Here is a 24,978-nt window from a genome sequence, read left to right on the forward strand (position 1 = left end):
GCGGAACCGATCCTCGTCCGAAGGGCACTATCGTGGCAGCTGTGAGCGGAACCGATCCCCGACCGAAGGGCACTATCGTGGCAGCTGTGAGCACACTGTCGTAACCGTCAAAGTCTGAATGAATTTCTACAAATCGCCTGCTGTAGAGACGCGAGCAGGATTAAGATCGTACCGTGGATCTGTCGGTATTAGACCGAATTTTATGGGCGGCTGGCTTTGCGGGGAACACTGTTCTCCTTTTTGTGCTGCTTTCCCGTAAACGTTGGAAGAGTTTTCCGGTATTTACCGCATGGATAGGGTTCAACAGCCTACGAACCGTAGCTCTATTTTTTATCTATCGTTACGGCAGCGACCGCTCGTACACATCCGCTTACTGGAGTGCTTCCTGCATCGATCTGGCCGTTCAACTTGGGATTATTTTTGAGATAGCGCGCAATGTATTAAAACCTGGTGGTCTCTGGATCCAGGATGCCAAAAAGATGTTTTCCCTCCTCGCGGTCGTCGGCGCAGCAGTCGCTGCGGTCATCGCATACTTTATAAAGCCGACTTTCACCATCCCGATAGGCTTCTGGATCGAAAAAGGGAATCTTTTTTCATCGATGCTGATCGTGGAACTCGTTGTTTCCATGATGTTTGCATCTAGCTATTTGGGGCTCGTTAAAAATAATCACGTCATGCGAATCGGTGAAGGATTGGCGGCATGGGCCGCTGTCGCCCTCCTCTCGGAGGGCGGTTATAGCCATTTTGTGGGTAGATGGCAGGGGAAGGCACTAGATTATTTCCGAACTTTTACCTATCTCTTTGTCACAATTTATTGGATAATTTCTTTATGGCGTCCGGAACCCGAACGTCGTACACTTGCTCCTAATATGCAGGCTTATCTCGATAACCTGCACCAGCAGTTGCAGTCAGAATTGACCAGCATACGTAAAATAGAGAAGCACTAAAGGCTGCCAATGGGATATCTCGCACTAGGTACGTTTGGAGTGGTTGCGGTTATTGCGCTGATTTATGCGCAAATCCGGTCACGCAAGCTGCTTTCTAAGGACTGGCAAACCCTGGTTTCTTCCATCGAGCCAATGCATATGCGCGGGCTCGAGCTGGTTGCGCTCGACCATCTGAATCCTGAAAAAAATCAGCTTCGCCTGGAACCGGATGAGATCTGGGGACTGATTGGTGGCTCAGAGGGGCTTCGTCGCATGGAGCACAATGCGGATCTCATGATCGCCTTGGCTGCTTACGTTCGCAACTGGAACTACGATCAATCTATTATTGTGGCCGAACGCATCCGCCATGATTCGCTTCTTTTGAAGCGTGCGGTTCGCCGGGTTCGCTGGGGAGCGCGTCTGCGCAGCGGCCGTCTGCGGGTTCCGTTCTACGTGCACCAAGCAGCAGCTTCGTACTATCTGATGACCAAGCGTCTCCTAGCACTTTACGAGACAAATCAGTACCTGCTTTATCCCGTTCTTGCAGAAGCTCTGTAACCTCAATCGAGGTTACAGGACTTTCCTGTCCTAGTTCGCCGCGGCAGCGGCTTCCAAAACAATCAATGATTCAGCATACGGCGCGCGTAATACGCCGCGCTCTGTAATGATGGCTGTCACATACTTTGCCGGTGTTACGTCGAATGCGGGATTCTCAATCCCTACACCGTGCGGCGTAAGCTGTTTTCCGGCATGGTGCGTCACTTCGATCTCGGCGCGCTGTTCAATCGGAATTTCATCTCCAGTCGGGGTAGCCAGGTCAATGGTCGACCACGGCGCGGCAACATAAAACGGAATACCGTGCTCTTTGGCCATAATGGCGACAGAGTACGTCCCGATCTTGTTCGCCACATCGCCGTTTGCTGCGATACGATCAGCACCCACAACAACCGCGTGGATTTTCCCCTGGCGCATCAGGCTTGCGGCCATATTGTCGCAAAGCACCGTCGTCGGAATGCCGTCGTGCATCAGCTCCCAAGCGGTAAGACGCGCCCCCTGCAGGAATGGGCGGGTTTCATCGGCATATACGTGAATAGCCTGACCCCGCTCGACAGCAGCGCGGATGACGCCTAGCGCGGTTCCATAGCCGCAGGTAGCGAGAGCGCCGGCATTGCAGTGTGTCAGCACACCGCCGGATTCTGGCAGAAGCTCTGCTCCATTCGCGCCCATGGACTTGCAGGCAGCAATGTCCTCGTCGTACATGACGAGCCCTTCCTTGATCAGCGCGTCGGCTACCGCCTTGCGGGTAATCCCAGCCTGTGCAGTCAATGCAGCAAAGCGATCCCGCATCCGGGCAATCGCCCAAAATAAATTCACGGCTGTCGGCCGCGTGGCTGCGAGTGTGTTGCAGATGGTATCGAATTCCTTGGCCAGCTCCGGGATGGTCGCGGCTTTGCTTTGCTTCACTCCAAGCGCAATGCCCATCGCGGCGGAAACGCCGATAGCGGGCGCGCCACGCACCACCATTGTCGTAATGACGTCAGCGACCTGCTGGTAGCTGGTGGCGAGCACATAAGTTTCTTCAAGCGGAAGCTTCGTCTGATCGAGGAAGCGTACGCCTTCCTGAGTCCATTCAAGTGTGGGAATCATGCTGTTTATAGTTTACAAGGACGCAGAACTAGATGCTGGTCAGGATGACGATCAGAGAATACGGCTTTACCGGCGTACGGTCCCGGAACCGGTCTTAATCCGTCTGTTTCGCAGCCACTTCGCCATCCCCAGCAGCGACAGCAGAAAGCCAAAGGGAAGGCACATCATGGCGACAATAAGCGCAAGCCAGCCGGAGTTTGTATGTGGCCCTTGTTTTCCAATTCCGCCGAATACAAAGTGAGCCAGCGCCGCAGCAAGGACGCCGGCAGCCAGAGTTCCGCCGCCCGATTGCAGTAGTTGCCGCGTTCCATCGCCCGATTCGGCTGGAATATTCAGCGGCTCATCACTCGTAAGGAGCGGCTGGTGTTCCGGCGATTGTTCGGTCACGAGCGGCATGGCTGAAAATTTACCTCAATGATGAAAAGCGTCGAATACTAACTTTTACCGCCATACCGCAAGCATGGCGTAGACGATCACTCCCGTCACAGATACGTAAAGCCAAATCGGATAAGTAAACCGGGCAATTTTCTTATGCTGAGGAAAGCGGCCTGTCAGCGAGAAGAAAAAGGTGATCAGGATCATCGGCAGTGCAACAACGGATAACAAAATATGGCTGATAAGGAGCGCAAGATAAGCCGTCCGTACCGGACCGTGACCGGGAAAGCGCATTTCTCCGTGCAGTGCGTGGTTGGTGATATACGTAACCAGAAAGAGCGATGAGAAGACAAAAGCCGTAATCATCGAGGCCCGGTGCGCGGGGATATTACGCTTGCGAATGTAGGAAAAGCCAACCACCAACGCTGCGGCGCTCATCGCATTAAAAAGCGCATTGAGCGCAGGCAGAAAGAGCAGGCGTGACGCATATTCCTGCGACGGCGGATGCACATAAACGAGCCACAACAGAAAGAGTGTAGCCACGGCGCTGATACCGATAATGGTTGCGATGGGTGTCCGGCTAGTCGTTTGTGTTGCTTCCATCTTCAGTTCTTTACCTCGGCGGTTAGGCAGCTGGTTTGTTGGTCCGGCGATTGACGATGGCCCATGAAGCGGCGAAGGTCAGCACGCAAAAAGCCAGTGTAACTGCCAGATTCATAGCAAGCGAAAACTCTGTCGCCTGCGCGGGAAAGAGAGCATTCCGCAGCGCATCGACCCCGTAAGTGAGCGGGTTGAGCCGCATGAGGATGCGCAGCCAGCCCGAAGCTCCACTGGCCGGAAAAAGCGCGCCCGAAAGCATCCATAAGGGCAGCAGGATCAGGTTCACGATAGCGTGGAAGGCCTGCGGCGAATCCATCGGCCACGCGATGGCGAAGCCGAGAGCCGTCAACTCGAAGCTGATCATCACAATGGCAGCGACGCTGACGGCAATGGCGGAGAGGCTCGGATGCACACCGATCAATGGCGTAAAGACGAGGAAGACAATTCCCTGAATCGAGGCGAGCGTGGCCCCGCCGAGCACTTTTCCCAGCACAATAGACGAGCGGCTCACCGGCGCAGCAAGAACCGAAAGTAGAAAGCCCTCGTTGCGATCCTGAATGAGCGACATCATGCTGAAGATCGCGGTGAAGAGGACAATCATCACCACGGCGCCAGGAAAAAAGTAGCCGAGGTATTCACCTGATCCGGCGCTGCCGCTATGAAAGCTGTGAGCGAAGCCAGAGCCAAGGACAAACCAAAAGAGAAGCGGAGACGCGATCACGCCGACCACGCGCGCCTTCTGGCGATAGAAGCGCACGATCTCGCGAAGCCAGAGCGTGTATGCGGGCGTCCAGATGCCGACTTTTCGCGGCTGATGAATCCGGGGAGCGGAAGCGGTTGCAACAACAGTAGCCATTACGCTGACTCCCTTTCCGTCCAGAAGCGATGGCCAGTGCGCTGGATGAAGACATCCTCCAGGCTGGGCTTGGCCACCGAGATGCCGTCCACGAGGCCGGGAAAGGCTTCAACCACTTCTGTAACGAACTTATGGCCTTGCTCATGCTCCAGCCGAACAGCATTTCCCAGCACCGACGGAGAGAGGATGAAGCGATTGGCAATTTTCTGCGAAAGAGCTTCTGCCGCTAATGCATCCGCAGTTTCAAACGTAACCACATCGCCGCCAATCTCTGACTTCAACTCAAGCGGCGATCCCAGCGCTACCAGTTTGCCTTCGTTCAGAATGGCCAGCCGGTCGCAATGCTCCGCCTCTTCCATCAAGTGTGTGGTCACAAGAATCGAGACGCCTTCTTCGTCGCGCAACATGCGCAGGTACTGCCACACATCGCGACGCGCACCAGGATCGAGGCCGGTAGAAGGCTCATCGAGCAGCAGAATCGAAGGTGAATGAATAAGACCCTTGGCCAGCTCGACTCGGCGCTGCATCCCGCCGGAGAGAGTTTCGACAGTGTCCTTTGCGCGGTCCGATAATCCAACGCGGGCCAGTACTTCTTCCATGCGGCGTTTCAGCGTAGCGCCCTTCAGACCATAAAGATGTCCCTGGTGCTTCAGATTCTCAGCGACGGTCAGTTTGATGTCGAGGCTTCGCGCCTGAAAGACGATGCCGGTCTGCTGGCGAACTTTATTCGGCTCACGCGCAGCGTCGAATCCCTGAAGATAAGCCTTGCCGCCGGTCGGCACCATCAACGTCGAGAGAATGCGGAAGAGCGTCGTCTTGCCGCTGCCGTTCGGTCCGAGTAAGCCGAAAATCTCCGCAGGCCGCACCTGGAACGTAAGATGGTCGAGCGCGGTCCTCTCTCCGTAATTGTGGCTCAGGTCGACGATGCTGATGGGCTGCAGCTCCCCGGCTTTGTTGCCGGTGAGGTTCTTAGGCGTTGGGGTTGATCGAATCACGGTTGCCATAGAAACTACTTTCCTGACGCGTTCAGCATGAGAACAATGAGCAGCACGGGCAGATAGATGACGCTGACCTTCAGCAGATCACGTGCATACATCTTCGACTCCACAATGCTGCGAGCGCGTGTGATGCGTCCAAAGCGGATGGTGTATCCCAGATAAACAAGGCCCAGCAACAGGGCGGTGACTCCATAAATCTTACCTGCGATGTGCAGATAGACGGGCAACAGGCTGACCGGGATCATCAGCACCGCGTACGTCAGCGCCTCAAGTACCGTGGACCAGCCGTCTGGCTGCACCACCGGCAGCATGCGAATGCCGGCGCGTCCGTAATCTTCTTTGTAAAGCCACGCAATGGCCATAAAGTGAGGGAACTGCCAGACAAAAAGAATGGCGAAGAGCGCAACCGCTGGCCACTCGATTGTGCCGCGCGCAGCCGTCCAACCCAGCAACGGAGGCATCGCTCCGGGAAAGGCCCCGATGAAAGTAGCGAGTGTGGTGTAGCGCTTGAGCGGCGTATATATCGCTACATAACTGAAAGCGGTGATCAGCGTCAGTGTTCCGGTGACGAGATTCGTCGCGTATGTAAGCCATACGGCCCCGGCGATCATGGCGGACATGCCTAGGATCAATCCGTGGGTCAGGCTGATGCGTCCGGAAGCAGCCGGACGCTGCGCCGTGCGGATCATCTTTGCATCCAGCTTGCGCTCCAGCACTTCGTTCAAGGCAGCGGAACCGGCGGAGACCAGACCGATCCCAAGCAACGCAGCAATCAAACCCGGTTGTACGCTGCTGATGCCGCTTCGCATCGATCCGAGATAAAAACCTGCCCACGCCGTCATCACGACAAGCGAAGTCACGCGAAATTTGAAGAGTTCAGCGTAATCCGCAATGCGCGAAGCGGTTTCGCCTGCGCGAAGATGGGGATGGCCGTCTCCCGCTGCCGCAACCGTGGAGCGTTCTTCGGTGACAGTAGCGGATAGGGCCGGCGGCGCCGACGCGGCTGGCGTCATTGGGCTACCCGGAATATGGGGAATTGTGCGGCTGGGACCACTCCCCATCATACCAAGCGAGAGGCGGCTGCGAGTTTTCCGCGAAAGTTTTTCAAATTTGGTTTAAATCTGAATAGAACTTACAGGTTTGGGCTCAGAGATGATTGGCTCGGACTTGACCGCATATTCGTTCAGCAGCACGGCAACGAGAACCGCCGTCGGTACCGCCACCATGGCGCCCACGATACCGTCGAAGGCAGACCCCAGCAACAGAGCTACGATCACAGCGAGACCAGGCAGATCGACGCTGGAGCGCATGATGCGCGGCGTAAGAAACGATGTTTCCACCTGCGCGTAGATCGCGTAAAAAATGACAATGCCGAGAACGCGCCCCCAGGAGTCGATAGCGGCCACAAGAATCGCGAGTGTGACGGTAACGATCGCTCCGGCGATGGGGATGATATTGAAGAGTCCCATCAACACCCCGAGCGCATAGGCATAACGAACATTGAGCGCGACGAAGAGAATGGTGCTGGAAACGCCGAGAATCAGCATCAGCGTGCCCTGGCCCAGTAGCCATTTGCCCATCCGGCGTTCCGCACGAGCCAGCGTCATATCAAGCCGCTGCCTCATGCCGACGGGGAAGAAACTCAGGACCCAGTGATATGCGTTCTCCCCTTCCAGCATGAAATAGACAGTGAGGATGATGGCCGTGATGATGTCGAAGAGCTTGTTCGCCCAATGACGGATCGAGAGCAGCATATAAGTGGCGAAATTTCCCGCAAAGTCCTGCAATTTCTCATTCAGGGTCGCCACATCCACCCTTTGCATTAACGGAATGCGGCGGACACGAGAGAGCAGTTGCGGCCCTCGTGTAGGCATTTCGTTAATGAATTCACGAATATCCCGCACGACGGGAGGAAGCGCGAAAACGGCGAAAAGCGTTATGCAGCCCGCAGCAACGAGGAAGAGAATACCGATAGCAGCGCCGCGCCCGGGACTCCACTTGCCGATGCGCAGCTTCATGATGCCGCCCAGCACAGGCATCAGCACAACAGCAAAGAGGGCGCTCACATACAGCAGCACCAGCACCTCGCGCACATACCAAGCGAGGTATAGGCCGATTGCTAGAGAAAATGTAAAAACGATATCGCTGCGTAAGCTCCGGCGTCGTGGGGCGAGCGTATCGGTCATGCGGGGATATTGTCCTTGAGCAGGGCGCTAACTGCGGTGAAAATCACCTGCGATGCTTCCTCGGTATTCAGGAACGCTGTTTCTACGGTCATGTGCGCACTTTCATAGTGCGGCAGGCGCGACTCGAAACGGGTCAGCAGACGCTCACGATCGTTCAACACCGGGCGAATTGCTGCTCCTGGCTGTTGTTCGCAGCGAGAAATTAATACTTCAAGTGGAGCTTTCAGGAAGATTATGCAGGTATCGGGTGCTCGGAGCAAAAGTTCGCGTGTAGCCGACGACTCCATAGCCCCGCCCCCCAGCGCCAGCACCAGCCGATCTTCATCCAGCAATTCCCGAATCAGATCCGCTTCCAGTCGGCGAAACTCCGCTTCACCGTACGTCGCAAACATCTCTGCAATCGAAGTGCCCATGCGCGATTCAAGCACATGGTCTACGTCCAGAAAACTCCACTGAAGCCGTGGCGCGAGCAATGCGCCGACACTTGATTTGCCGGCGCCCATAAATCCCACCAGGACGACCCGCGAGATGCTCGCTGGTAATTGGACCTTTATCTCCATGCGTTCTCTGCATTATAAGAACGCTTGACGCCGCAGGCTATGTTCGTTTGCCAGAGTGAACCGCAGTTTTGCTGTCCGCTCCATGATCGCTGCGGATCGCTGATTGAATGTTGTCCCAGACCACCGGGCTGGGATCGTGGATCGGCAATAGCAGTTTCGCCTGCGCTGCGATGTACTCCAGGTCCCTCACAAGCGCCGAGCAAGTCTCGCAGCCCTGCACATGCTCTTCCTGGCTTACGTTTGCGCCCGATTCGAACAGTTCAGGCAGTTTCTCTTGAAATTCCGCGCAATTCATTGATGTCCCATCTTGCAGGTTGCGTGCACTGCTCATGCAATCGACTCCTCTTTCCTCTGGCCGGAGCGGAGAAGATCGCGCAGCTTCATGCGCGCTTTGTGCAACTGCGACTTGCTGTTACCGATGGAGCAGCTCAGCATGTCCGCAATTTCGTTGTGTTCATAACCTTCCACGTCGTGCAGCACAAAAACTAGTCTGTAGCCGGGAGGCAGGTTTTCAACAGCGCGCTCCAGGGCGACACGGTCGATGGAGCCCGACAGAACGAGGTCGCGCTCTCCAATGTCTTTACGTGGGCCGTCATCCTGTGAAGGCTCCAGCGTCTCTTCCAGTGATACTTGCGGCAAGCCTTTCTTTCTCAGGTGCATGAGCACTACATTCACGGCGAGACGATGAAGCCACGTCGAGAATGCAGAATCACCGCGAAAGGTGCCGATCTTACGGTAAAGCTGAAGAAATGCTTCCTGGGTCAGGTCCTCGGCTTCCGCAACATTGCCCAGCATACGCAGGCAAAGGGAATAGACCCGACGTTTGTGTAGTGAATAAAGAATTTCGAATGAGTGCCCATCGCCAGCCTGGGCCTTTGCAATAGCCTCGGCTTCGCCTGCGATCGGGGGATTTCTGCGCATGTGTTGTATGGGTTTCTGTTCTTCCGTAGGTCTTGCGTTCATCCGCAGTCCGCCTGTCTTGAAAATTCCACGCTTTGCGTTTTCCGTCAATGGATTATCGGATTTCGTCTTTAGTGCAAGGTTCATGAAGAATCCGTTTCGTTGCAAACATTTTTAGGGCTGAAGGTAAGAAGGCGATCGCCCGCAAATGGTTGCCACCGCATATGGTTGCCGCTATGAGAACTTGGCTCGCTAAGAACCGATAAATCGTGCATAGAGGCTGCGCGCCTGTGTAATGTCCGTGGTGCCTTGGATCAGCGCTCGTCCATCGGCAAAAACGGTAATAATATAGGCGTCGCGCTCGAAACGCAGAAGCAGATTGTTGAAGCGAACCGTGCCGTGCGGCCGGAGCCTCGCTTCCATTTCAGCGAAATCGACGGGCCGATGATGCTCGTGAATCTGCACCGAGTTGCGGCCACAGAGAGTAATGTGAGGCCGGCCTTCGCCGCGTAAATGCGCGAAATCCCGCTGCTGGCAGACTTCGCAGTCCGCCCTCGGACGGCTGGCAGCAACCTCGGAACGCTCATTCGTCCACAGGTCAAACGACAGCAGGCTTCGTCGTAGCTTATCCTTCGCTCCCGTGAGCAGTTTGAGCGCCTCCGTTACCTCGATCGAGGCAGCAAGGTTCACGGCGGAATTAAGAATTCCAGCAGTATCGCAGGTTTCCACCGTGCCGCCCGGCGGTTTGGGAAAGATGCAGGCAAGGCAGGCGGTCTCTTCAGGAACGATATTCATGGTGACCGCATACGCGCCGATCGCCGCAGCATAGATCCAGGGTTTTTGCTGCTCCACCGCGTAGTCGTTGATAAGGTAGCGGGTTTCGAAGTTGTCGGTGGCATCGAGAACCAAGTCTGCGCCGGAAAGCAGTTCGTGAATATTTGCCGGGACAAGATCGGCAATCTGTGGCTTGACTGTTATTTCGCTGTTGAAAAGCATAATTTTGCGCCGCGCAGCCTCCGCCTTCGGCAAAGCCAAACGCGCATCCTCTTCATCGAAAAGCACCTGCCGCTGCAGGTTGCTCTCTTCCACAAAGTCCCGGTCGATCAGTGTGAGTGTACCCACGCCGGCACGGGCAAGCAGGCCGGCCGAAGCTGCACCCGTCGCTCCGCATCCTACAATCGCCACATGGGCTTTTTTGAGCTTTTGCTGTCCCTCCACGCCGATTCCGGGATATAAAATCTGACGTGAATACCTTTCGGCAACCTGTGCGGTCTGCATGGTTTCCCTTTCCTTGCTCGACATTTTAGTTATGTCCTCGGCTCTAAACGTCTCTGGTTAGTATAGAAAGTTGACGGCGCTTCCATCTTCGGGGAGGAAGTTTGCCGAAAGATGCAAGGCTGCATCCTAAAGCTCGGGGATCGAGGGTAGCGATTGGATTTTTGCTGCAAATTCTGGACTGGTATCTGGCGCAAAGCCGTTCGCGGAGCAGGCACCCTCGTTCTGGCCAGCCTGTCCGTTTGTTTTGCACAGGCTACGCAGCCACAGGCTCCTTCCGATGATCAGGTCCAGTACAGCACCCTGCGCAGCTGGGCGGGGCTGCAGGTGGAGGCGGTGCAATTCAAGGGAATTGACGATGAACGGCTTGCTCCGCTGCCCGATCAACTCGCGCAGCAGCCGCACCAGGCGCTCGACCCGATGAAAGTGCGCGAGAGTCTGCGGCGTCTATACGAGACCGGCCTCTACAAGGACATCTCCGTGGAAGGCGTGCGTCACGGAAACGCGGTGACGATCATTTTCACCGGCGCACCAAATTATTTTGTTGGCCGCGTGACCGTCAACGGAGTGAAGAGCGAACGCCTCTCCGGTGTCCTGGAGCGGGCGACGAGAATGAACGCAGGCACAATCTTCACCGACAGCAAATTGCTCGAAGCGCAGAAGCTTATTCAGCAGACTCTGGAGGGAAACGGTTACTACCAGGCAAAGATATTTGCCAGTACTACGGTTGACGACTCAAATTTTCAGGTAAGTGTCGCCTTTCAGATTGTGCAGGGTATGCAGGTGCGAGTTGGAAATGTCGCCGTGCGGGGCGACGGCGACATGACGGTCGAACAGTTTCGAAAGAAGGGCAAGCTAAAGGAGAACTCGAAGGTCAATCGCGATACGGTCAGCCGCGCACTGGGCCGCCTGCGGAAGAATTATCAGAAGAAGGACCGCCTTGAAGCCACTGTGAAGCTGGATTCGCGCGAGTATCAGCCGCCCGTAAATCATCTCGATTACGCCTTCACCACTCAAAGAGGCCCGCTCGTTCAAATTCTCGTAAATGGCGCCAATCTCAGCAAGGGAAAGATCAAGGATCTTGTGCCCGTCTACGAGGAAGGCACGGTCGATCAGGATCTGTTGAACGAAGGCGACCGCCGCATCCGCGATTACTTTCAGCGTGACGGCTACTTCGATGTGAAGGTCACGCATGAAGAGGCGAAGGTCGACCCACAGCATTCCATCATTACCTTCACCGTCACGCAGGGCGTAGTGCACAAGGTCGTCGCAGTAAATATTCGGGGGAACAAGTACTTCGACAACACTCTGATTCGTCAAAGATTGAGCGTCGAGAAGGCGACGGTAGTGTATCGGCATGGGCTTTACAGCCAGGCTCTCGGGCAGGCCGACGTGAACGCGATCGTCGCCCTTTATCAAAGCAACGGTTTCAGCAATGTGAAAGTGACACCGGAAGTGAAGGATATTGATACTGAGGGTGGAAAGCCTTTGAAAGAGGCCGAACTTAGCATTGACTACACCATCGATGAAGGCGTTCAGCAACGCATCGGCGCCTATGTCATCAATGGATCGGGCCAGATTCCACTGTCTACTCTTACCCCGCTGCTCAATACGCAGTCAGGCCAGCCCTATTCTTCGCTGAATATTGCACAGGATCGTGATGCAATCCTGACTTACTATTTAAGCCACGGCTTCGGCAAAGTAGAAGTAAATCTGACGCAGAGGCCGTCATCAGCGAATGCGAATCTTATCGATATAACCATGGATATCTCCGAGGGCGAGCAGGTCTTCGTCAATCGCGTGTTGATCTCGGGGTTGCATTACACCCGTCCTACAACGATCGAGGACCGCGTTCTGATCCATCCAGGCGATCCTCTCAATCAGACCGCGTTGCTCGACACGCAGCGTAAGCTTTACGACCTCACGCTCTTTAACCAGGTCAACACCGCCATTCAGAATCCGCAAGGCTACGAGCTGCGTAAAAATGTGCTGCTGCAATTCACCGAGGCCCGGCGCTGGGCCCTCAGCTATGGCTTCGGCTTTCAGGCTCAGACCGGAAACCCGCAGAGCAATTGCCTCAATCCGTCTTCGCTGATCGCACTGGGTATTGATCCCTCGACCTACCACTGCAGCCCGAACGGAAATACCGGCGTCACGCCGGCCGTGCTGTTCAATGTTTCACGCATCAACCTGCGCGGCACCGACAAGTCCATCTCGCTGAACACAACTTATGGCTCGCTCGAGCAGAGGGTACAGTTCATCTTCTCCAATCCCCATCTATTTAATAACCCTAAGTTCGATGCGATTCTTTCCGGCGGATACACGAATGCGCAGGATGTAACAACCTATGCATCGTCGCGCCTGGAGGGATCGGTTCGCGTGACCCATCACGTGAATAAGCCGAACACTCTGATCTATCTGTTCAGCTATCGCCGCGTAAAAGTCGATCCCAACAGCGTGCAGGTTGCGCCGGATGAAATTCCACTGGTCTCCGAACCGGTGCGCGTCGGCGGCCCCGGAATTACATGGATTCGCGACACACGCACGCCCACTCCTCTCGACGCCGTCAGCGGCACATACAACACAATTCAGGAATCGTGGGCTGATTCGCATTTTGGATCGGAGGCCGACTTTAACCGCTTCGACGCGACCAACTCCACTTTCTACCGCTTCGGCAACCTGAACAGGTGGGTCGTGGCTCGCAGTACACGATACGCCGCCGAGCGTTCTTACGGAGGAGAACAGTACCAGATGATTCCGCTGCCGGAACGGCTCTATGCCGGCGGCGCGCAATCACATCGCGGTTTCGGCATCAACGCCGCTGGACCGCGCGATTCGGTGACGGGCTTTCCAATCGGCGGAGCAGGCGCATTTATCAACAGTACCGAGCTTCGCATGCCCAACCCGACGCTGCCATACGTGGGCAACAGCCTCGGCTTCGTGCTCTTTCACGATATGGGGAACGTCTTTGAGAACGCCTCTGATATCTGGCCCAGCTTCGTCCGCGTGCAACAGCCCCATCGAGATACCTGTAAAGACCTGAGTCTGGCTGACCAGGAAGTTCCACATTCTGATTCCAGCACTGGCGGAGCCGGGACATGCAGCTTCAACTATTTTTCCCATGCCGTCGGATTAGGTGCACGCTACCACACGCCTATAGGGCCGGTACGTTTCGATTTCAGCTATAACCTGAATCCGCCGATTTATCCCATCATCTACGACTACTCCAATCCGACGAATCCGATTGAGAATCCGCATGTAGGACAGGCCGGCCATTTCAACTTCTTCTTCAGCATCGGGCAGGCATTCTGATGATGAGACGGATACAGATACGAAGAGCCTGGCTGCTTGCAGCATTCGGAATCTGCCTGTGCGGGCGTGTCCTGGCGCAAGCGCCTGCCAATACTGCGCCGCCGGCTTCCGGCGAGCAGCCGATCGTGCTCGATCGTGTCATCGCCCTCGTCAACGGGGATGTGTTGTTGGAGAGCGATGTGCATGAAGAGATGCGCCTCGTCGTTTTGCAGCCCATCATCGCTCCGCAAGGACAGAATACGAAGGAACGTGCCGCGCGCAGACTCATCACCCGCAATCTGATGCTGAGGCAGATGAGAGAGCAGCAGCAAATCAAATATGCCGTAACCGACGACGAAGTACACAAGAGCCTTGCCGAGCTCCGCGAAGATCTTCCGGCTTGCAAAAGCGCTAAATGCACCACCGACGAGGGCTGGCATGCATTTCTCAAGGCAAACTTACTGACTGAGGATGAAGTAGAAGCCTACTGGCGCCAGCGTCTTGAGATTCTCAAGTTCATCAACCTGCGGTTCGGCTCAAGCATCCGCATCTCGCGGCAGGACATGCAGAAGTATTATCAGGCGACCATTGTGCCGACCTTTGAAAAAGAGAAGCAGAAAGCGCCAACGCTCAACAGCGTCGCCCCGCGGATTCAGGAGATTCTGCTCCAGCAACAGGTGAATTCGATGCTGCATGACTGGCTGGAAAATCTGCGTGAGCAGGGCAGCGTGCAGATTCTCGATCCTGCTTACGGACAAAACAGCGGCTCTGACGATGAGGGTGGAGAGTGAGTACGCAGCCACTGCCGCCGCCCAGCGCGCCGCCAGCGCCCGCGCCAAAGAAGAAAGTGTGGCTGCGTGTGCTCGCAGTCGCATTTGTTGTTCTGCTTCTGCTGGTCGGCGGAATCATCTGGTATGCCTCTACGCAGCAGTTCCAGAATCTGGTGCGTGAAAAGCTGGTTTCGACCCTCGAGCAGGCCACCGGCGGACGCGTCGAACTCGGTGTATTCAAGTGGTCGATACGCCATCTTGCATTTGAGGCCGATGAATTGACGATCCACGGTCTCGAGGCGCCCGGCGAGATTCCTTATGCTCACGTCGACCGTATCTATGTCCGCATAAAAATACTCTCTTTCTTCAGTCCGAAGGTAGACCTGAATTACCTCGAAGCCGATCATCCAGTCATCCATCTCATCGTTTATCCGAATGGCTCGACGAATCAGCCCACTCCGAAAACCGAGAGTAGCGGCAAGCCGATAACGGACACGCTCTTTGATCTCAAGGTAGGCAGGACCGAAGTTCATAACGGCGTCGCCATCGTCAATCAACGCACAACACCTTTTAATCTCGCCGCCAATGATCTTGGCGTCGTCGTCACCTATGCTCCGCTGCGCGATCACTATCTGGCGACGGTGCATGCTGCCGACGTTGTAGCGCAGCAGGGAAAAGCGCCGCCACTGAATTCGCAGATTGATCTCTCCGTCGACATGGGCCGCAACACGCTCAACGTATCGCAGCTCAAGCTCCAGAGCGGATCGTCAGTCCTCACCGCAACAGCCGCCGTCAATGATTTCGCGAACCCGCAATGGAATCTGGCAGCGCAGGGAAAAATCGACGTACGTCAGGTGATGGCGCTGGCCCCCGTGGACGGAGTGGACCGCGGCATTGTCGATCTCAACTTAAAAGGGCAGGGAACACGGACGCAATTTGTTCTCTCCGGCCCAATCCATGTCTCTGGTGCCGGTTATCACGTTGACACCGTGCGCATCAGCGGTATCGACGTGGACACGCAATTGAACGCAACCGAAAAAGAACTCGCTCTCGCCAACATCCGAGCACGCATCCCACGCGGTGGTAACGTAACCGCCGAGCTGCGGCTCACTGACTGGCTTGGCACGGCTCTCGCACAGCCCGGCCAGCCGTCTACGCCGTCTGTCATGCGGGGTACCATCCGCGCAAAGTTCAGCGGCATTACGCTGCACACATTAATGGCCACCGTTGCGCCGCGCGAATATCAAGAGCTCGGCTTCGACACAATAGCGGTCGGCACCGGAGCGGTCGATTGGACCGGAGACGCCTCCGATCTATCCGCGCACGCCGCCGTTATTTTGTCGCCTTCAGCACGGACCCCCGCAAACGAGGTGCCGCTCACCGGAGTCGTAGACGCAACCTACTCTCAGAAGAACGGCAATGTGCAGATCAAGCAGCTGCAGGCGCACACGCCGGGTACGCAAGTGGACGTCTCCGGAGGCCTCGGTGTATACCCTGTCAGCCGCCCGTCGACACTGCAGGTAAATCTTGAGACGACCAATCTCGGTGAATTCGACGAAGCCCTTACAGCGTTAGGCGTCAGCTCGCAAGGAAAGAAGGGCGTGCAGGCGATTCCGCTGCATCTGCAGGGGCAGGCGCAATTTCACGGAACAGTATCCGGCAGTCTCGTAGACCCGGATGTAAAAGGCCACCTCGTCGCAAACAACTTCGACGTCGTGCTGCCTGCCGCAGAGCCCGCACCCGCTGTACAACAGGTGAGCGCGGCTCCTCCTGCGTCACCCACGCCGCCTGAGCAGCAGCCGACCGCGGCTCCAGTGGCTGCCGAGCGCACCATCCACTGGGATTCCCTCGTAGCCGATGCTGAATACTCATCGCGGCTGATCGCCATTCAGCAGGCTGTACTCACGCACGGCAAGACATCCATTCACGCTTCAGGGCAGGTGCAGGCGCACCATATCTCTGCGCATCACGAGGCATTCGACGAGGAATCGGCAATCAGTGCCGACGTACAGGTGCAGAATGCTGCGATCGATGAGGTTCTGGCTATGGCGGGCCAGAATATTCCAGTCACCGGAACGGTAAATCTGAATGCCCGCGCAGGAGGCCAGATCAACAATCTGAATGGCGGTGGCCATCTTTCCATTCAGGGAGGCCAGGCTTACGGCGAGCCCTATCACAGCCTGAATGTGGATCTGAAATTTGCTGGCGATGAAATCGCTATCGCAAAACTCACGTTCCTGCAGGATGGCGGCCGGATCACAGGCAGCGGCGGCTTCGGAACGCGCACAAAGCAGTTCCATTTCCAGGCCGATGGCAGCGACTTCGATCTTAGTCACACCGAGCACTTCAAAAGTGAGAAATACCCAATCACAGGCCAGCTTGTCTTTTCTGCAGAAGGTTCCGGAACCGCGCAGGCTCCGAACATCCAGGCCACAGCTCATCTGACAAAGATCACAGTAGGCAGTCAGCAGAATGGTGCTGTCGATCTTGAAGCCCACACCGACCACAACAATCTGCTCATGGCCGTAGCCGGACATCTGGGCACAGCATCGCTGCAGGTGAATGGACAGACGTCAATCTCAGGCGATTACACCGCACAGGCACGTGCATCGTTGACGAACCTCGACATCAATCCTTTTCTCGAAATGTTCAACGTGCAAGGGGTGAAAGGGCACTCGTCGATCTCCGGAGTCTTGACCGTGAGCGGACCGCTGAGCCAGCCGCGTCAACTGCAGGGCGACGTGCAGATCAGCCAGCTCTCGGTTGCGCTCGGCGGCATTCCACTCAAGAGCGACGGACCGCTGCATGCTCGGCTCACCAACGGCGTCATGCAGCTCGATCCGCTTCACATCACCGGCGACAACACCGATCTGCGTGTGCAGGGACGCGTCGGCATCTTCAGCACTAACCATCTCATCAACGCGCACACGCAAGGCTCAGTCAATTTAAAGCTGCTGCAGACGCTCGATTCGACCGTCACATCTTCCGGTGAGGTCACCTTCACCGTGGATGCAAGTGGCAGCACAGACCGCCCAGAGCTGACCGGGCAGATGCAGTTTGCAAATGGTGCCATGAGCATCGAAGACGTTCCCAACGGCCTCAGCCAGCTGAATGGCACACTTATCTTCGATCAGGATCGCCTGCAGGTAAAAGATCTCACTGGAGTCACGGGCGGCGGCCACATCAGCATCACCGGCTTTATCACCTACCAGCAGGGAATCTATTCCGATCTCACAGCCACCGGAACCGATATCCGTATCCGCTATCCCGCCGGCATTAGTTCCATGATCAACACGAAGCTGCGTCTGCAGGGCACGCAGAACAGCCTTACACTCGGCGGCAGCGTTCTGTTGACGCGCTTTACCATCAGCCCGAATCTCGATTTCGCCAGCTTCGGCGGTCCCGCAAGCGGCGTGGCGCCTCCGCCTGATCCGAATGCCTTTTCAAATCGTGTGCGGCTGAATATCCACGTCACGTCTGCGCCTGAGCTCGATTTCCAGAACTCATTTGCCAAGCTCGCCGGAGACGTCGATATACGCGTGCACGGCACCGTCGCCCAGCCCACAGTGCTGGGACACATCAACGTCACCGAAGGTAGCGCCACATTTGCCGGAACGAAATATCAGCTGCAGCATGGCGATATTTATTTCAATAATCCTGTGCGCATCGAGCCGACCATCGACCTCGACGCCACGGCGCACGTCGAGGACTATGACATCACTATCGGGCTGCATGGAACACCCGACAACTTGTCGCCTAACTTCCGCTCTGAGCCGCCGCTGAGCCAGCAGGACATCTTCTCGCTCTTAGCCATGGGCCGCACGCAGGAGGAGCAACAGATTTACTCCATGCAGGCACAGCAGGCGGGCGTCAATACCTCGGCAGACGCTCTGCTCGGCGGCGCGCTCAATGCAACCATCAGCAGCCGGATTCAAAAATTATTCGGCGGTGGCAGCGTAAAAATCGATCCTTCCTGGGTCGGCTCGGTCGGCAACTCTACCGCGCGTATCACCGTCTCGCAGCAGGTCTCAAAAAATGCGACCCTCACCTACGCGACGAACATCAACTCAACCGCACAGCAATTGATCCAGGCCGAGGTCAACGTAACGTCGACAGTATCCGTTCTGGCGGTGCGCGATGAATCCGGTGTATTCAGTCTCTTGTTTAAAGTGCACAGACGTTACCGTTAGGCCACATCACTTTGTGCTGTCATTAAAAAATTTTCGAACCGCTACCGCAACCAAATGCGGGTAGAATGTGTCCGAGGAAACAGACGGCTGCTTTAAATCCTTTTTTGTTTGCGCAGCCAGGAGAGCAATAAATGAAAAATGTACTACGCAGTCTCACTCCTGTTTTCGTAGCTGCTTTGTTGGCGGTTTCGCCTGCGTTCATTCCCACCCCATCCACCATGGCCATCGCTCAGGATGCGGGCAAAGACAACCAGATACTGGCCGAAGTTCAAAACAAGGCGCTCAATAAGTCGAAATTCAAAGATGTAAAAGCGTCGGTCGAAAATGGGGTCGTGACACTCACCGGAACGGTAGATGTCTACGATACCAAAGCCGATGCCGACAAGCGTGCCCATCGCATCAAGAACGTGAAAGGCATCGAGAACAATATTGAAGTCGAAGGCCCTGAAATTCCTGATGCGGAATTGCAGGATAAGCTCGTAAGGGCAATTCAGTATGACCGCGTCGGCTATGGAACCACGGCTTTCAACGCAATTGGTGTGCAGGTGCAGAACGGCGTCGTAACCCTCGGTGGTCATGCCTACGGTCCAGTGGATGCCGATTCAGCCGTCGCCGTAGCCGCCAACACCAAGGGCGTGAAAGACGTCGTCAACGATATCCAGGTCGATCCGGTATCGCCGATGGATGATCGCAGCCGCATCGCGGTATACCGCGCAGTATACGGATTCCCCAGCCTGAATAAGTACGCCATCGATCCCGGCAAACCAATACGCATCTCGGTGCAGAACGGTAATGTCACGCTCTATGGCGTAGTCGACAGTCAGGCAGACAAGGACGCCGCTGGAATTCGTGCCAACTCTGTGCCTGGAGTCTTCAAGGTAACCAACAATCTCGTCGTCGCAAATCAGCCTGAGAAGAAATAGCCTGATTTGCATCGCTATCACAACGGCCTCGCTGCGGCGGGCCGTTTCTTTTGGCTTAAACTGTTAACAGGAGCTGTTACGAACAAAGATGGCACTGCTGCGAAGCGTCGGCACTACTCTTGAAATGATCAAGTGGGAGCATTCAATCTTTGCTCTCCCATTCGCCCTCACAGGTGCCATGCTGGCAGCCGGGGGCTGGCCTCGTTCGTTTCAGATTCTCTGGATCGTCGTCTGCATGGTCACAGCCCGGTCCGCGGCGATGGCCTTCAATCGCTGGGTCGATGCCGATCTCGACGCGGCGAATCCCCGCACCAGCATGCGCGCCATTCCCGCCGGACATCTCTCACGTGGCTTCGTCGCGGCCTTCACCATCTTCATGGCCGTGCTCTTCATCCTCGCGACTTCGCAGTTGAATCGCCTCGCGTTCTATCTTTCACCGCTGGCTCTCGCTATCGTATTGCTTTACTCCTATACCAAGCGCTTCACGCGCTGGTCGCATCTGTTTCTCGGCCTCGCGCTGGGCAGCGCTCCATCGGCCGCGTGGATCGCCATTCGTGGCACGCTCGATCCCCGCATTCTGGTGCTTACCGCTGCCGTATTATTCTGGGTCGCAGGTTTTGACGTGCTCTATGCCTGCCAGGACGCGGAGCATGACCGCGCTCACGGATTGAACAGCATTCCTTGTGCCATTGGAATTTCAGGAGCTTTCTGGGTTGCGCGCATCATGCACGCAGCCATGCTCGGATTGCTGCTGTGGCTCGTTCATCTCTTCGCACTGGGCCCCATCGCCCTCGTCGGCATAGCCTTGGTTGCCGCACTGCTGCTCTACGAGCACCTCATCGTTTCGCCAACCGACATGCGCCGTCTGAACGCAGCCTTCTTCACCATGAACGGCGTCATCTCCGTCGTCTTCTTTATTTTCGTAGCCGCCGCCTTGCTGATCCGGCGTTAACCTCCTGCCAAAAAGAAAAGCCCCGCATATAGCGGGGCTTTTTGAAACAGTAGGAACTATGCTGGTTTGCTGTGCCGGTCAATGTTCTCGTTGACGCGTTCCTTCATGTCCTGCACCTTGTTGGAAACGTGCTCCCGAGTATCATTTGCCTTGGCTTCCGCCTCGCGACGGTTGGCATCAGTATTATCCTTGGCAACTTCCTTGGCGTTGCCCCATGTCTCCTTCGCCGCGCCCTTTACCTGCTCGGCCAGGCCCTTGTTGGCCAGGTTCTGGTTGCCAACTGCTTCGCCGACTTTTTCCTTTACCTTGCCAGATGCTTGATCGAATTTTCCGCTTACCTGGTCCTTATTCATAACCACTCCATTGAGTAGAGTCTCAGTCGATGAAAAGGCTGAGACGGGTTAGCTTACAAATTGCCCGCGCGTCGTTAAACTACGGGGCGCCGTCCGCTGATCAGTTGGATCAACAACACAATCAGTGCCACAACCAACAGGATGTGGATATACCAGCCAATTGCGTGGAAACTCACCAGACCCACCAGCCACAACACCAACAGAATCACAAAAATTGTCCAAAGCATTCTCGTCGTTCTCCTTTGCCTTCGCTTGCTGCCTACCGCATGAAATAGCCCACGGTGTGATATGGTGCGCTTGACGCCTTTTGGGTTGCCGTGAAGAAAAAAGGTTTGGAGGAAAGTCAGCAGGATGCGGGTCGCAATACAAGGTGAACCAGGTTCGTTCAGCCACGAAGCAGCAGCAAAGCAATTTCCTGAGGCAACCATTTACCCCTGCACCTTATCGGCAGACGTCTTTCGTGCCCTCAATTCCAAAGAAGTCGACGCCGCCGTTATTCCCATCGAGAACAGCCTGGCTGGATCGGTCGTCGAGCACTACGATCTTCTTCTCGCACATGACGTAGCCGTTGCCAGCGAGACTCTCCTGCGTATCCGCCACAACCTCATCGCAGTACCCGGCACACAGCTGGCCGAACTCACACGCGCCTACTCGCATCCCGTCGCTCTTGCCCAGTGCCGCAGGTTTTTCAGCGAACATCCGGTTATCGAAGCTGTTCCTTTTTACGACACAGCCGGAAGTGCCAAGCACATCATCGAACAAGGCGACCGCAAAGCCGCCGCCATCGCCAGCGAACGCGCTGCGCACTACTATTCCGGCGAAATCCTCGCCGCCGGCATCGAAGACAATCCCGAGAACTACACACGCTTCTTCCAGATTCGCCGCCGTCAAGATGTGCTGCCCGACTCCAGGGCCGACAAAGTCAGTCTCGCCTTCACCGTCGAAAACCGCCCGGGAACACTCGTTTCCGCGCTCGAAGTCTTCGCCAGTCAGGGAACCAATCTCACCAAAATCGAGTCGCGTCCCGTTCAGGGAAAGCCCTGGCAATACGTCTTCTATGTCGATTTCCAGCTTTCAACCCAGACGCAGGCCGACAAGGCGCTCGATCTCTTACGCCAGCACTGTTCCATGGTGAAAGAGCTCGGACGATATCGCTCCGCTACACAAGCCGAATAATCTCGGTTCCCTTTCAACTTAGTACCGTTTCACGCCGATGAAAGTCCGGAAGGAACAGATGCGCGTCTCAGTTGCGTATCTGCATCCAAACTGGAAGAAACTGGCCTGAATCAAAATTTCTGCACGGCTAAAAATGTCCGCCGTCATTCTGACGACTAACGGGAGGAAGAATCTTGGCATGTTTCAGGGAAATCAGACCGAAGCCCCCGCGAAGGAACAAATAACTTCTTCTGTATCAATAGGTTTTTCTCTTAGAACCGGGATTTGCGACTTTCTACTGCATTTGTAATCAAATAGTTAAAATTAATTGCGATCAGATCATATAATCTGATAAGAAGGCACTCATGGCTAGCGACTTTCTCAGCGTCATTCATCCGAGCGACCCCAGGCAGCGCGAAGATCGCCCGGAAGGACGGGTTCTTCCCGTTCTCCCGGTGCGGGATACGGTTTTGTTCCCGCACGCCGTTCTTCCGCTCACGGTTGGCCGCGAGAGTTCCATCCAACTTATACAGTCGCTTGGCGAGGAAAAGACCATCGTTGTCGTCGCGCAGCGCGACGCGCATCTTGACACTCCCAAACCAGCTGATTTGCATGCTTACGGCACCTTGGCGACAGTGCACAAGGTAGTAAAGATGCCCAATCAGAGCCTCTTCGTCTTCACTGAAGGCACGGAGCGCGTCAAGCTGGGCGAATTTACACAGACTGAACCCTTCATGATCGCCAGCGTTGAGGCGATCCCTGAAACCCCGGCCGAAAAAGGACCGGAACTTGAAGCGTTGCAGCGCAACGTTCTCTCGCAGTTCCAGCAGATCGTCTCTGCATCTCCGACACTTTCCGACGAGCTTTCCACTATCGCTTCGCAGATGGATGACCCGGCGCGCCTTAGCGACTTCGTCGCCTCCTCGCTGCCGTTCCTCACCACTGCGGATCGTCAGGACCTGCTTGAGACCACCAACGTCATCACCCGTCTGGAGCGCCTCAACAAGCACCTGGTAAAAGAGCTCGAAGTCCAGCAGCTGCGCAACAAAATTCAGTCCGAAGTGCAGGATCAGGTGCAGCAATCGCAGCGTGACTACTACCTGCGCGAACAGCTCAAGGCCATCCAGAAGGAGCTCGGCGAACAGGACGAGGCCCAGAAGGACATCGAAGAGCTTCGCCAGAAGATCGAAGACGCCGGCATGCCGGAAGAGACAAAGAAAGAAGCGCTGAAAGAGCTCAGCCGCCTCTCGCGCATGTCTCCCATGGCCGCCGACTACTCGCTCACGCGCAACTACATCGAGTGGCTCGCCATTCTGCCGTGGGCAAAGTCTTCCGGTGAAGAAGTCGATATCTCCAAGGCAAAAGAAATCCTCGACGAGGATCACTACGACCTCAAGAAGGTGAAGGAGCGCATTCTCGATTACCTCGCCGTGCGTCGCCTCAAGCCTGACATGAAGGGACCTATCCTCTGCTTCGTCGGACCTCCAGGCGTCGGTAAAACATCGCTGGGCCGCAGCGTAGCCCGTGCCCTGGGACGCAAGTTCCAGCGCATCTCGCTTGGCGGCATGCATGACGAAGCCGAGCTTCGCGGACATCGCCGTACTTACATCGGCGCTCTGCCCGGCCAGATCATTCAGAACCTGCGTCGCGCAGGCACGAATGATCCCGTCTTCATGCTCGACGAGATCGACAAGCTGGGCCGCGATTTCCGTGGCGATCCAGCCTCGGCGCTGCTCGAAGTTCTCGACCCGGAACAGAACAACACGTTCCGCGACAACTACCTCGACCAGCCATTCGATCTGTCGAAGGTGCTCTTCATCTGCACAGCAAACATGCTGGACACGATGCCTGCACCATTGCTCGATCGTATGGAGATCATCGACCTGCAGGGCTATACCGAGGAAGAGAAGCGGCACATCGCACGTCGCTACCTCGTCCCTCGCCAGATCAAGGAGAACGGCATCACGGTCGAGAACATCGAGTTTCCTGACGAAGCCATCTCCTACATCGTGCGCCATTACACACGCGAAGCTGGCGTGCGTAAGCTTGAACAGTTGATCGGCACCGTCTGCCGCAAGCAGGCGCGCCGCATCGCGGAAGGCAAGACGGAGAAGCTCGTCGTCAACAAGGAAATCATTCACGAGTTCCTCGGCGGCATCAAAGTTCGCGTCGATACCGAGATAGCCGAGCGCACCCGGCGTCCGGGCGTGGCCGTAGGCCTTGCGTGGACACCGGCAGGCGGCGACGTGCTCTTCATCGAAGCAAACAAGATGAAGGGCAAGGGTGGATTCACCATGACCGGCCAGATTGGCGAAGTCATGCAGGAATCCATGCAGGCCGCCCTTACTTGGGTCCGTTCCAACGCAAAGTCGATTGGTCTAGAAGAGGACTTCATGAAGGACATCGACCTGCACATTCACGTTCCCGCAGGCGCGATCCCTAAAGACGGTCCTTCGGCAGGCGTGACTATGGCGACGGCGCTCATCTCTCTGCTGACTGATACTCCCGTGCATCCGTTGACCGCGATGACTGGTGAAATCACCCTCAGCGGCAATGTCCTGCCCGTTGGCGGTATCAAGGAGAAGTTCCTTGCCGCGAAACGTGCAGGCGTCAAGCAAGTCATCCTCCCGGCAGAGAACCGGCTGAACGTGGAAGAAGACCTGATGCCCGAGCAGATTGAAGGCGTAGCGATCCATTATGCCCGCCAGATCGAGGATGTCCTCAATGTGGCTCTGCCAAAGTCCAAACAGGAAGAGCAGAAGGACGAAGAGGAACGCGAAGAGATCCTCCAGCACGCCGACGCATAAAAAGACCCGTCAAGCCTGATGGGCAAAATTGCTAAGAATAGATACAGAAGGGCATAGGCATGACTCCGGTCATGCCCTTTCCTTTTTAGAGTCTCCCATCCAGCAGTGCCGTCATTCTGCGGAGCAAAGCGACGAAGAATCCAGAGGATGCAAAGAAGCGAATATCACTCCAGATATGGAGGCTTAAGAGGTTATTCCGATTCAAGCGCGAGCG

Annotated in this window: 22 protein-coding genes; 9 read left to right on the forward strand and 13 right to left on the reverse strand. The window is 55.9% G+C overall.

Annotated elements, in window-relative coordinates; all coding sequences use genetic code 11:
* The first annotated feature begins 173 nt into the window (after positions 1–173).
* Positions 174–947 carry a hypothetical protein gene (locus GSQ86_RS00680; RefSeq protein WP_158748039.1) on the forward strand — a complete coding sequence of 258 codons (774 nt, stop codon included), beginning with the start codon at positions 174–176 and terminating at the stop codon, positions 945–947.
* A 9-nt stretch (positions 948–956) separates the two neighbouring features.
* Positions 957–1,484 carry a hypothetical protein gene (locus GSQ86_RS00685; RefSeq protein ID WP_254062043.1) on the forward strand — a complete coding sequence of 176 codons (528 nt, stop codon included), beginning with the start codon at positions 957–959 and terminating at the stop codon, positions 1,482–1,484.
* A 30-nt stretch (positions 1,485–1,514) separates the two neighbouring features.
* Here the strand turns inward: GSQ86_RS00685 and mtnA are convergent, their stop codons facing one another.
* The 11 genes from mtnA to GSQ86_RS00740 all read right to left on the reverse strand — a co-directional run bounded on the left by mtnA (position 1,515) and on the right by GSQ86_RS00740 (position 10,326).
* A complete protein-coding gene (gene mtnA / locus GSQ86_RS00690) occupies positions 1,515–2,573 on the reverse strand; it encodes an S-methyl-5-thioribose-1-phosphate isomerase (protein WP_158748040.1) in 1,059 nt (352 codons plus the stop codon).
* Positions 2,574–2,639: 66 nt separating this feature from the next.
* On the reverse strand, positions 2,640–2,969 hold the full coding sequence (locus GSQ86_RS00695; RefSeq protein WP_254062044.1) for a hypothetical protein: 330 nt from the start codon (positions 2,967–2,969) through the stop codon (positions 2,640–2,642).
* 45 nt (positions 2,970–3,014) lie between these two features.
* Complete coding sequence (locus GSQ86_RS00700) at positions 3,015–3,551, reverse strand: DUF420 domain-containing protein (protein WP_158748041.1); 537 nt, start codon at positions 3,549–3,551, stop codon at positions 3,015–3,017.
* Positions 3,552–3,573: 22 nt separating this feature from the next.
* Positions 3,574–4,404 carry an ABC transporter permease gene (locus GSQ86_RS00705; RefSeq protein WP_158748042.1) on the reverse strand — a complete coding sequence of 277 codons (831 nt, stop codon included), beginning with the start codon at positions 4,402–4,404 and terminating at the stop codon, positions 3,574–3,576.
* Complete coding sequence (locus GSQ86_RS00710; RefSeq protein ID WP_158748043.1) at positions 4,404–5,408, reverse strand: ATP-binding cassette domain-containing protein; 1,005 nt, start codon at positions 5,406–5,408, stop codon at positions 4,404–4,406. Before GSQ86_RS00710 ends, GSQ86_RS00705 begins: the two co-directional genes overlap by 1 nt.
* A gap of 5 nt (positions 5,409–5,413) precedes the next feature.
* Positions 5,414–6,415, reverse strand: a complete 1,002-nt coding sequence (cyoE, locus tag GSQ86_RS00715) for a heme o synthase (protein WP_158748044.1) — start codon at positions 6,413–6,415, stop codon at positions 5,414–5,416.
* Positions 6,416–6,517: 102 nt separating this feature from the next.
* Positions 6,518–7,588, reverse strand: coding sequence for an AI-2E family transporter (locus tag GSQ86_RS00720; RefSeq protein WP_158748045.1), 1,071 nt, complete (start codon positions 7,586–7,588; stop codon positions 6,518–6,520).
* Positions 7,585–8,148, reverse strand: a complete 564-nt coding sequence (locus GSQ86_RS00725; protein ID WP_158748046.1) for a shikimate kinase — start codon at positions 8,146–8,148, stop codon at positions 7,585–7,587. Before GSQ86_RS00725 ends, GSQ86_RS00720 begins: the two co-directional genes overlap by 4 nt.
* Before the next feature lie 37 nt (positions 8,149–8,185).
* Entirely contained in the window at positions 8,186–8,479 is a 294-nt protein-coding gene (locus GSQ86_RS00730; protein WP_254062045.1) for a hypothetical protein, read from the reverse strand.
* The gene (locus GSQ86_RS00735; RefSeq protein ID WP_158748194.1) at positions 8,476–9,069 is read right to left on the reverse strand and encodes an RNA polymerase sigma factor; all 594 of its coding nucleotides are present in this window, start codon (positions 9,067–9,069) and stop codon (positions 8,476–8,478) included. The genes GSQ86_RS00730 and GSQ86_RS00735 overlap by 4 nt, the downstream gene beginning before the upstream one ends.
* 231 nt (positions 9,070–9,300) lie before the next feature.
* On the reverse strand, positions 9,301–10,326 hold the full coding sequence (locus GSQ86_RS00740) for a ThiF family adenylyltransferase (protein WP_158748047.1): 1,026 nt from the start codon (positions 10,324–10,326) through the stop codon (positions 9,301–9,303).
* Positions 10,327–10,479: 153 nt separating this feature from the next.
* Here GSQ86_RS00740 and GSQ86_RS00745 point away from each other — a divergent pair, with 153 nt between their 5' ends.
* The 5 genes from GSQ86_RS00745 (at position 10,480) to GSQ86_RS00765 (ending at position 20,449) form a co-directional block, all read left to right on the forward strand.
* Positions 10,480–13,635: a POTRA domain-containing protein gene (locus GSQ86_RS00745; RefSeq protein WP_158748048.1), complete on the forward strand. Its 3,156-nt coding sequence runs from the start codon at positions 10,480–10,482 to the stop codon at positions 13,633–13,635.
* Positions 13,635–14,405, forward strand: coding sequence for a peptidylprolyl isomerase (locus GSQ86_RS00750; RefSeq protein ID WP_158748049.1), 771 nt, complete (start codon positions 13,635–13,637; stop codon positions 14,403–14,405). The genes GSQ86_RS00745 and GSQ86_RS00750 overlap by 1 nt, the downstream gene beginning before the upstream one ends.
* The gene (locus GSQ86_RS00755; protein WP_158748050.1) at positions 14,402–18,574 is read left to right on the forward strand and encodes a translocation/assembly module TamB domain-containing protein; all 4,173 of its coding nucleotides are present in this window, start codon (positions 14,402–14,404) and stop codon (positions 18,572–18,574) included. Before GSQ86_RS00750 ends, GSQ86_RS00755 begins: the two co-directional genes overlap by 4 nt.
* A 131-nt stretch (positions 18,575–18,705) precedes the next feature.
* Entirely contained in the window at positions 18,706–19,497 is a 792-nt protein-coding gene (locus tag GSQ86_RS00760) for a BON domain-containing protein (RefSeq protein ID WP_158748051.1), read from the forward strand.
* Between the two features lie 88 nt (positions 19,498–19,585).
* Positions 19,586–20,449: a UbiA-like polyprenyltransferase gene (locus GSQ86_RS00765; protein ID WP_158748052.1), complete on the forward strand. Its 864-nt coding sequence runs from the start codon at positions 19,586–19,588 to the stop codon at positions 20,447–20,449.
* A gap of 56 nt (positions 20,450–20,505) precedes the next feature.
* On the opposite strand, the gene GSQ86_RS00770 is transcribed toward GSQ86_RS00765, so the two are convergent.
* Together GSQ86_RS00770 and GSQ86_RS00775 are read right to left on the reverse strand one after the other, a co-directional pair.
* Positions 20,506–20,802 carry a CsbD family protein gene (locus GSQ86_RS00770; RefSeq protein WP_158748053.1) on the reverse strand — a complete coding sequence of 99 codons (297 nt, stop codon included), beginning with the start codon at positions 20,800–20,802 and terminating at the stop codon, positions 20,506–20,508.
* 74 nt (positions 20,803–20,876) lie between these two features.
* The gene (locus GSQ86_RS00775; RefSeq protein WP_158748054.1) at positions 20,877–21,029 is read right to left on the reverse strand and encodes a lmo0937 family membrane protein; all 153 of its coding nucleotides are present in this window, start codon (positions 21,027–21,029) and stop codon (positions 20,877–20,879) included.
* A 124-nt stretch (positions 21,030–21,153) separates the two neighbouring features.
* Between GSQ86_RS00775 and pheA the strand changes: the two genes are divergently transcribed.
* Both pheA and lon read left to right on the forward strand, forming a co-directional pair.
* Positions 21,154–21,978 carry a prephenate dehydratase gene (gene pheA / locus GSQ86_RS00780; protein WP_158748055.1) on the forward strand — a complete coding sequence of 275 codons (825 nt, stop codon included), beginning with the start codon at positions 21,154–21,156 and terminating at the stop codon, positions 21,976–21,978.
* 344 nt (positions 21,979–22,322) lie between these two features.
* A complete protein-coding gene (gene lon / locus GSQ86_RS00785) occupies positions 22,323–24,764 on the forward strand; it encodes an endopeptidase La (RefSeq protein ID WP_158748056.1) in 2,442 nt (813 codons plus the stop codon).
* Positions 24,765–24,978: the final 214 nt, after the last annotated feature.

This window comes from Acidobacterium sp. S8 (assembly GCF_009765985.1).
Classification (GTDB): domain Bacteria; phylum Acidobacteriota; class Terriglobia; order Terriglobales; family Acidobacteriaceae; genus Alloacidobacterium.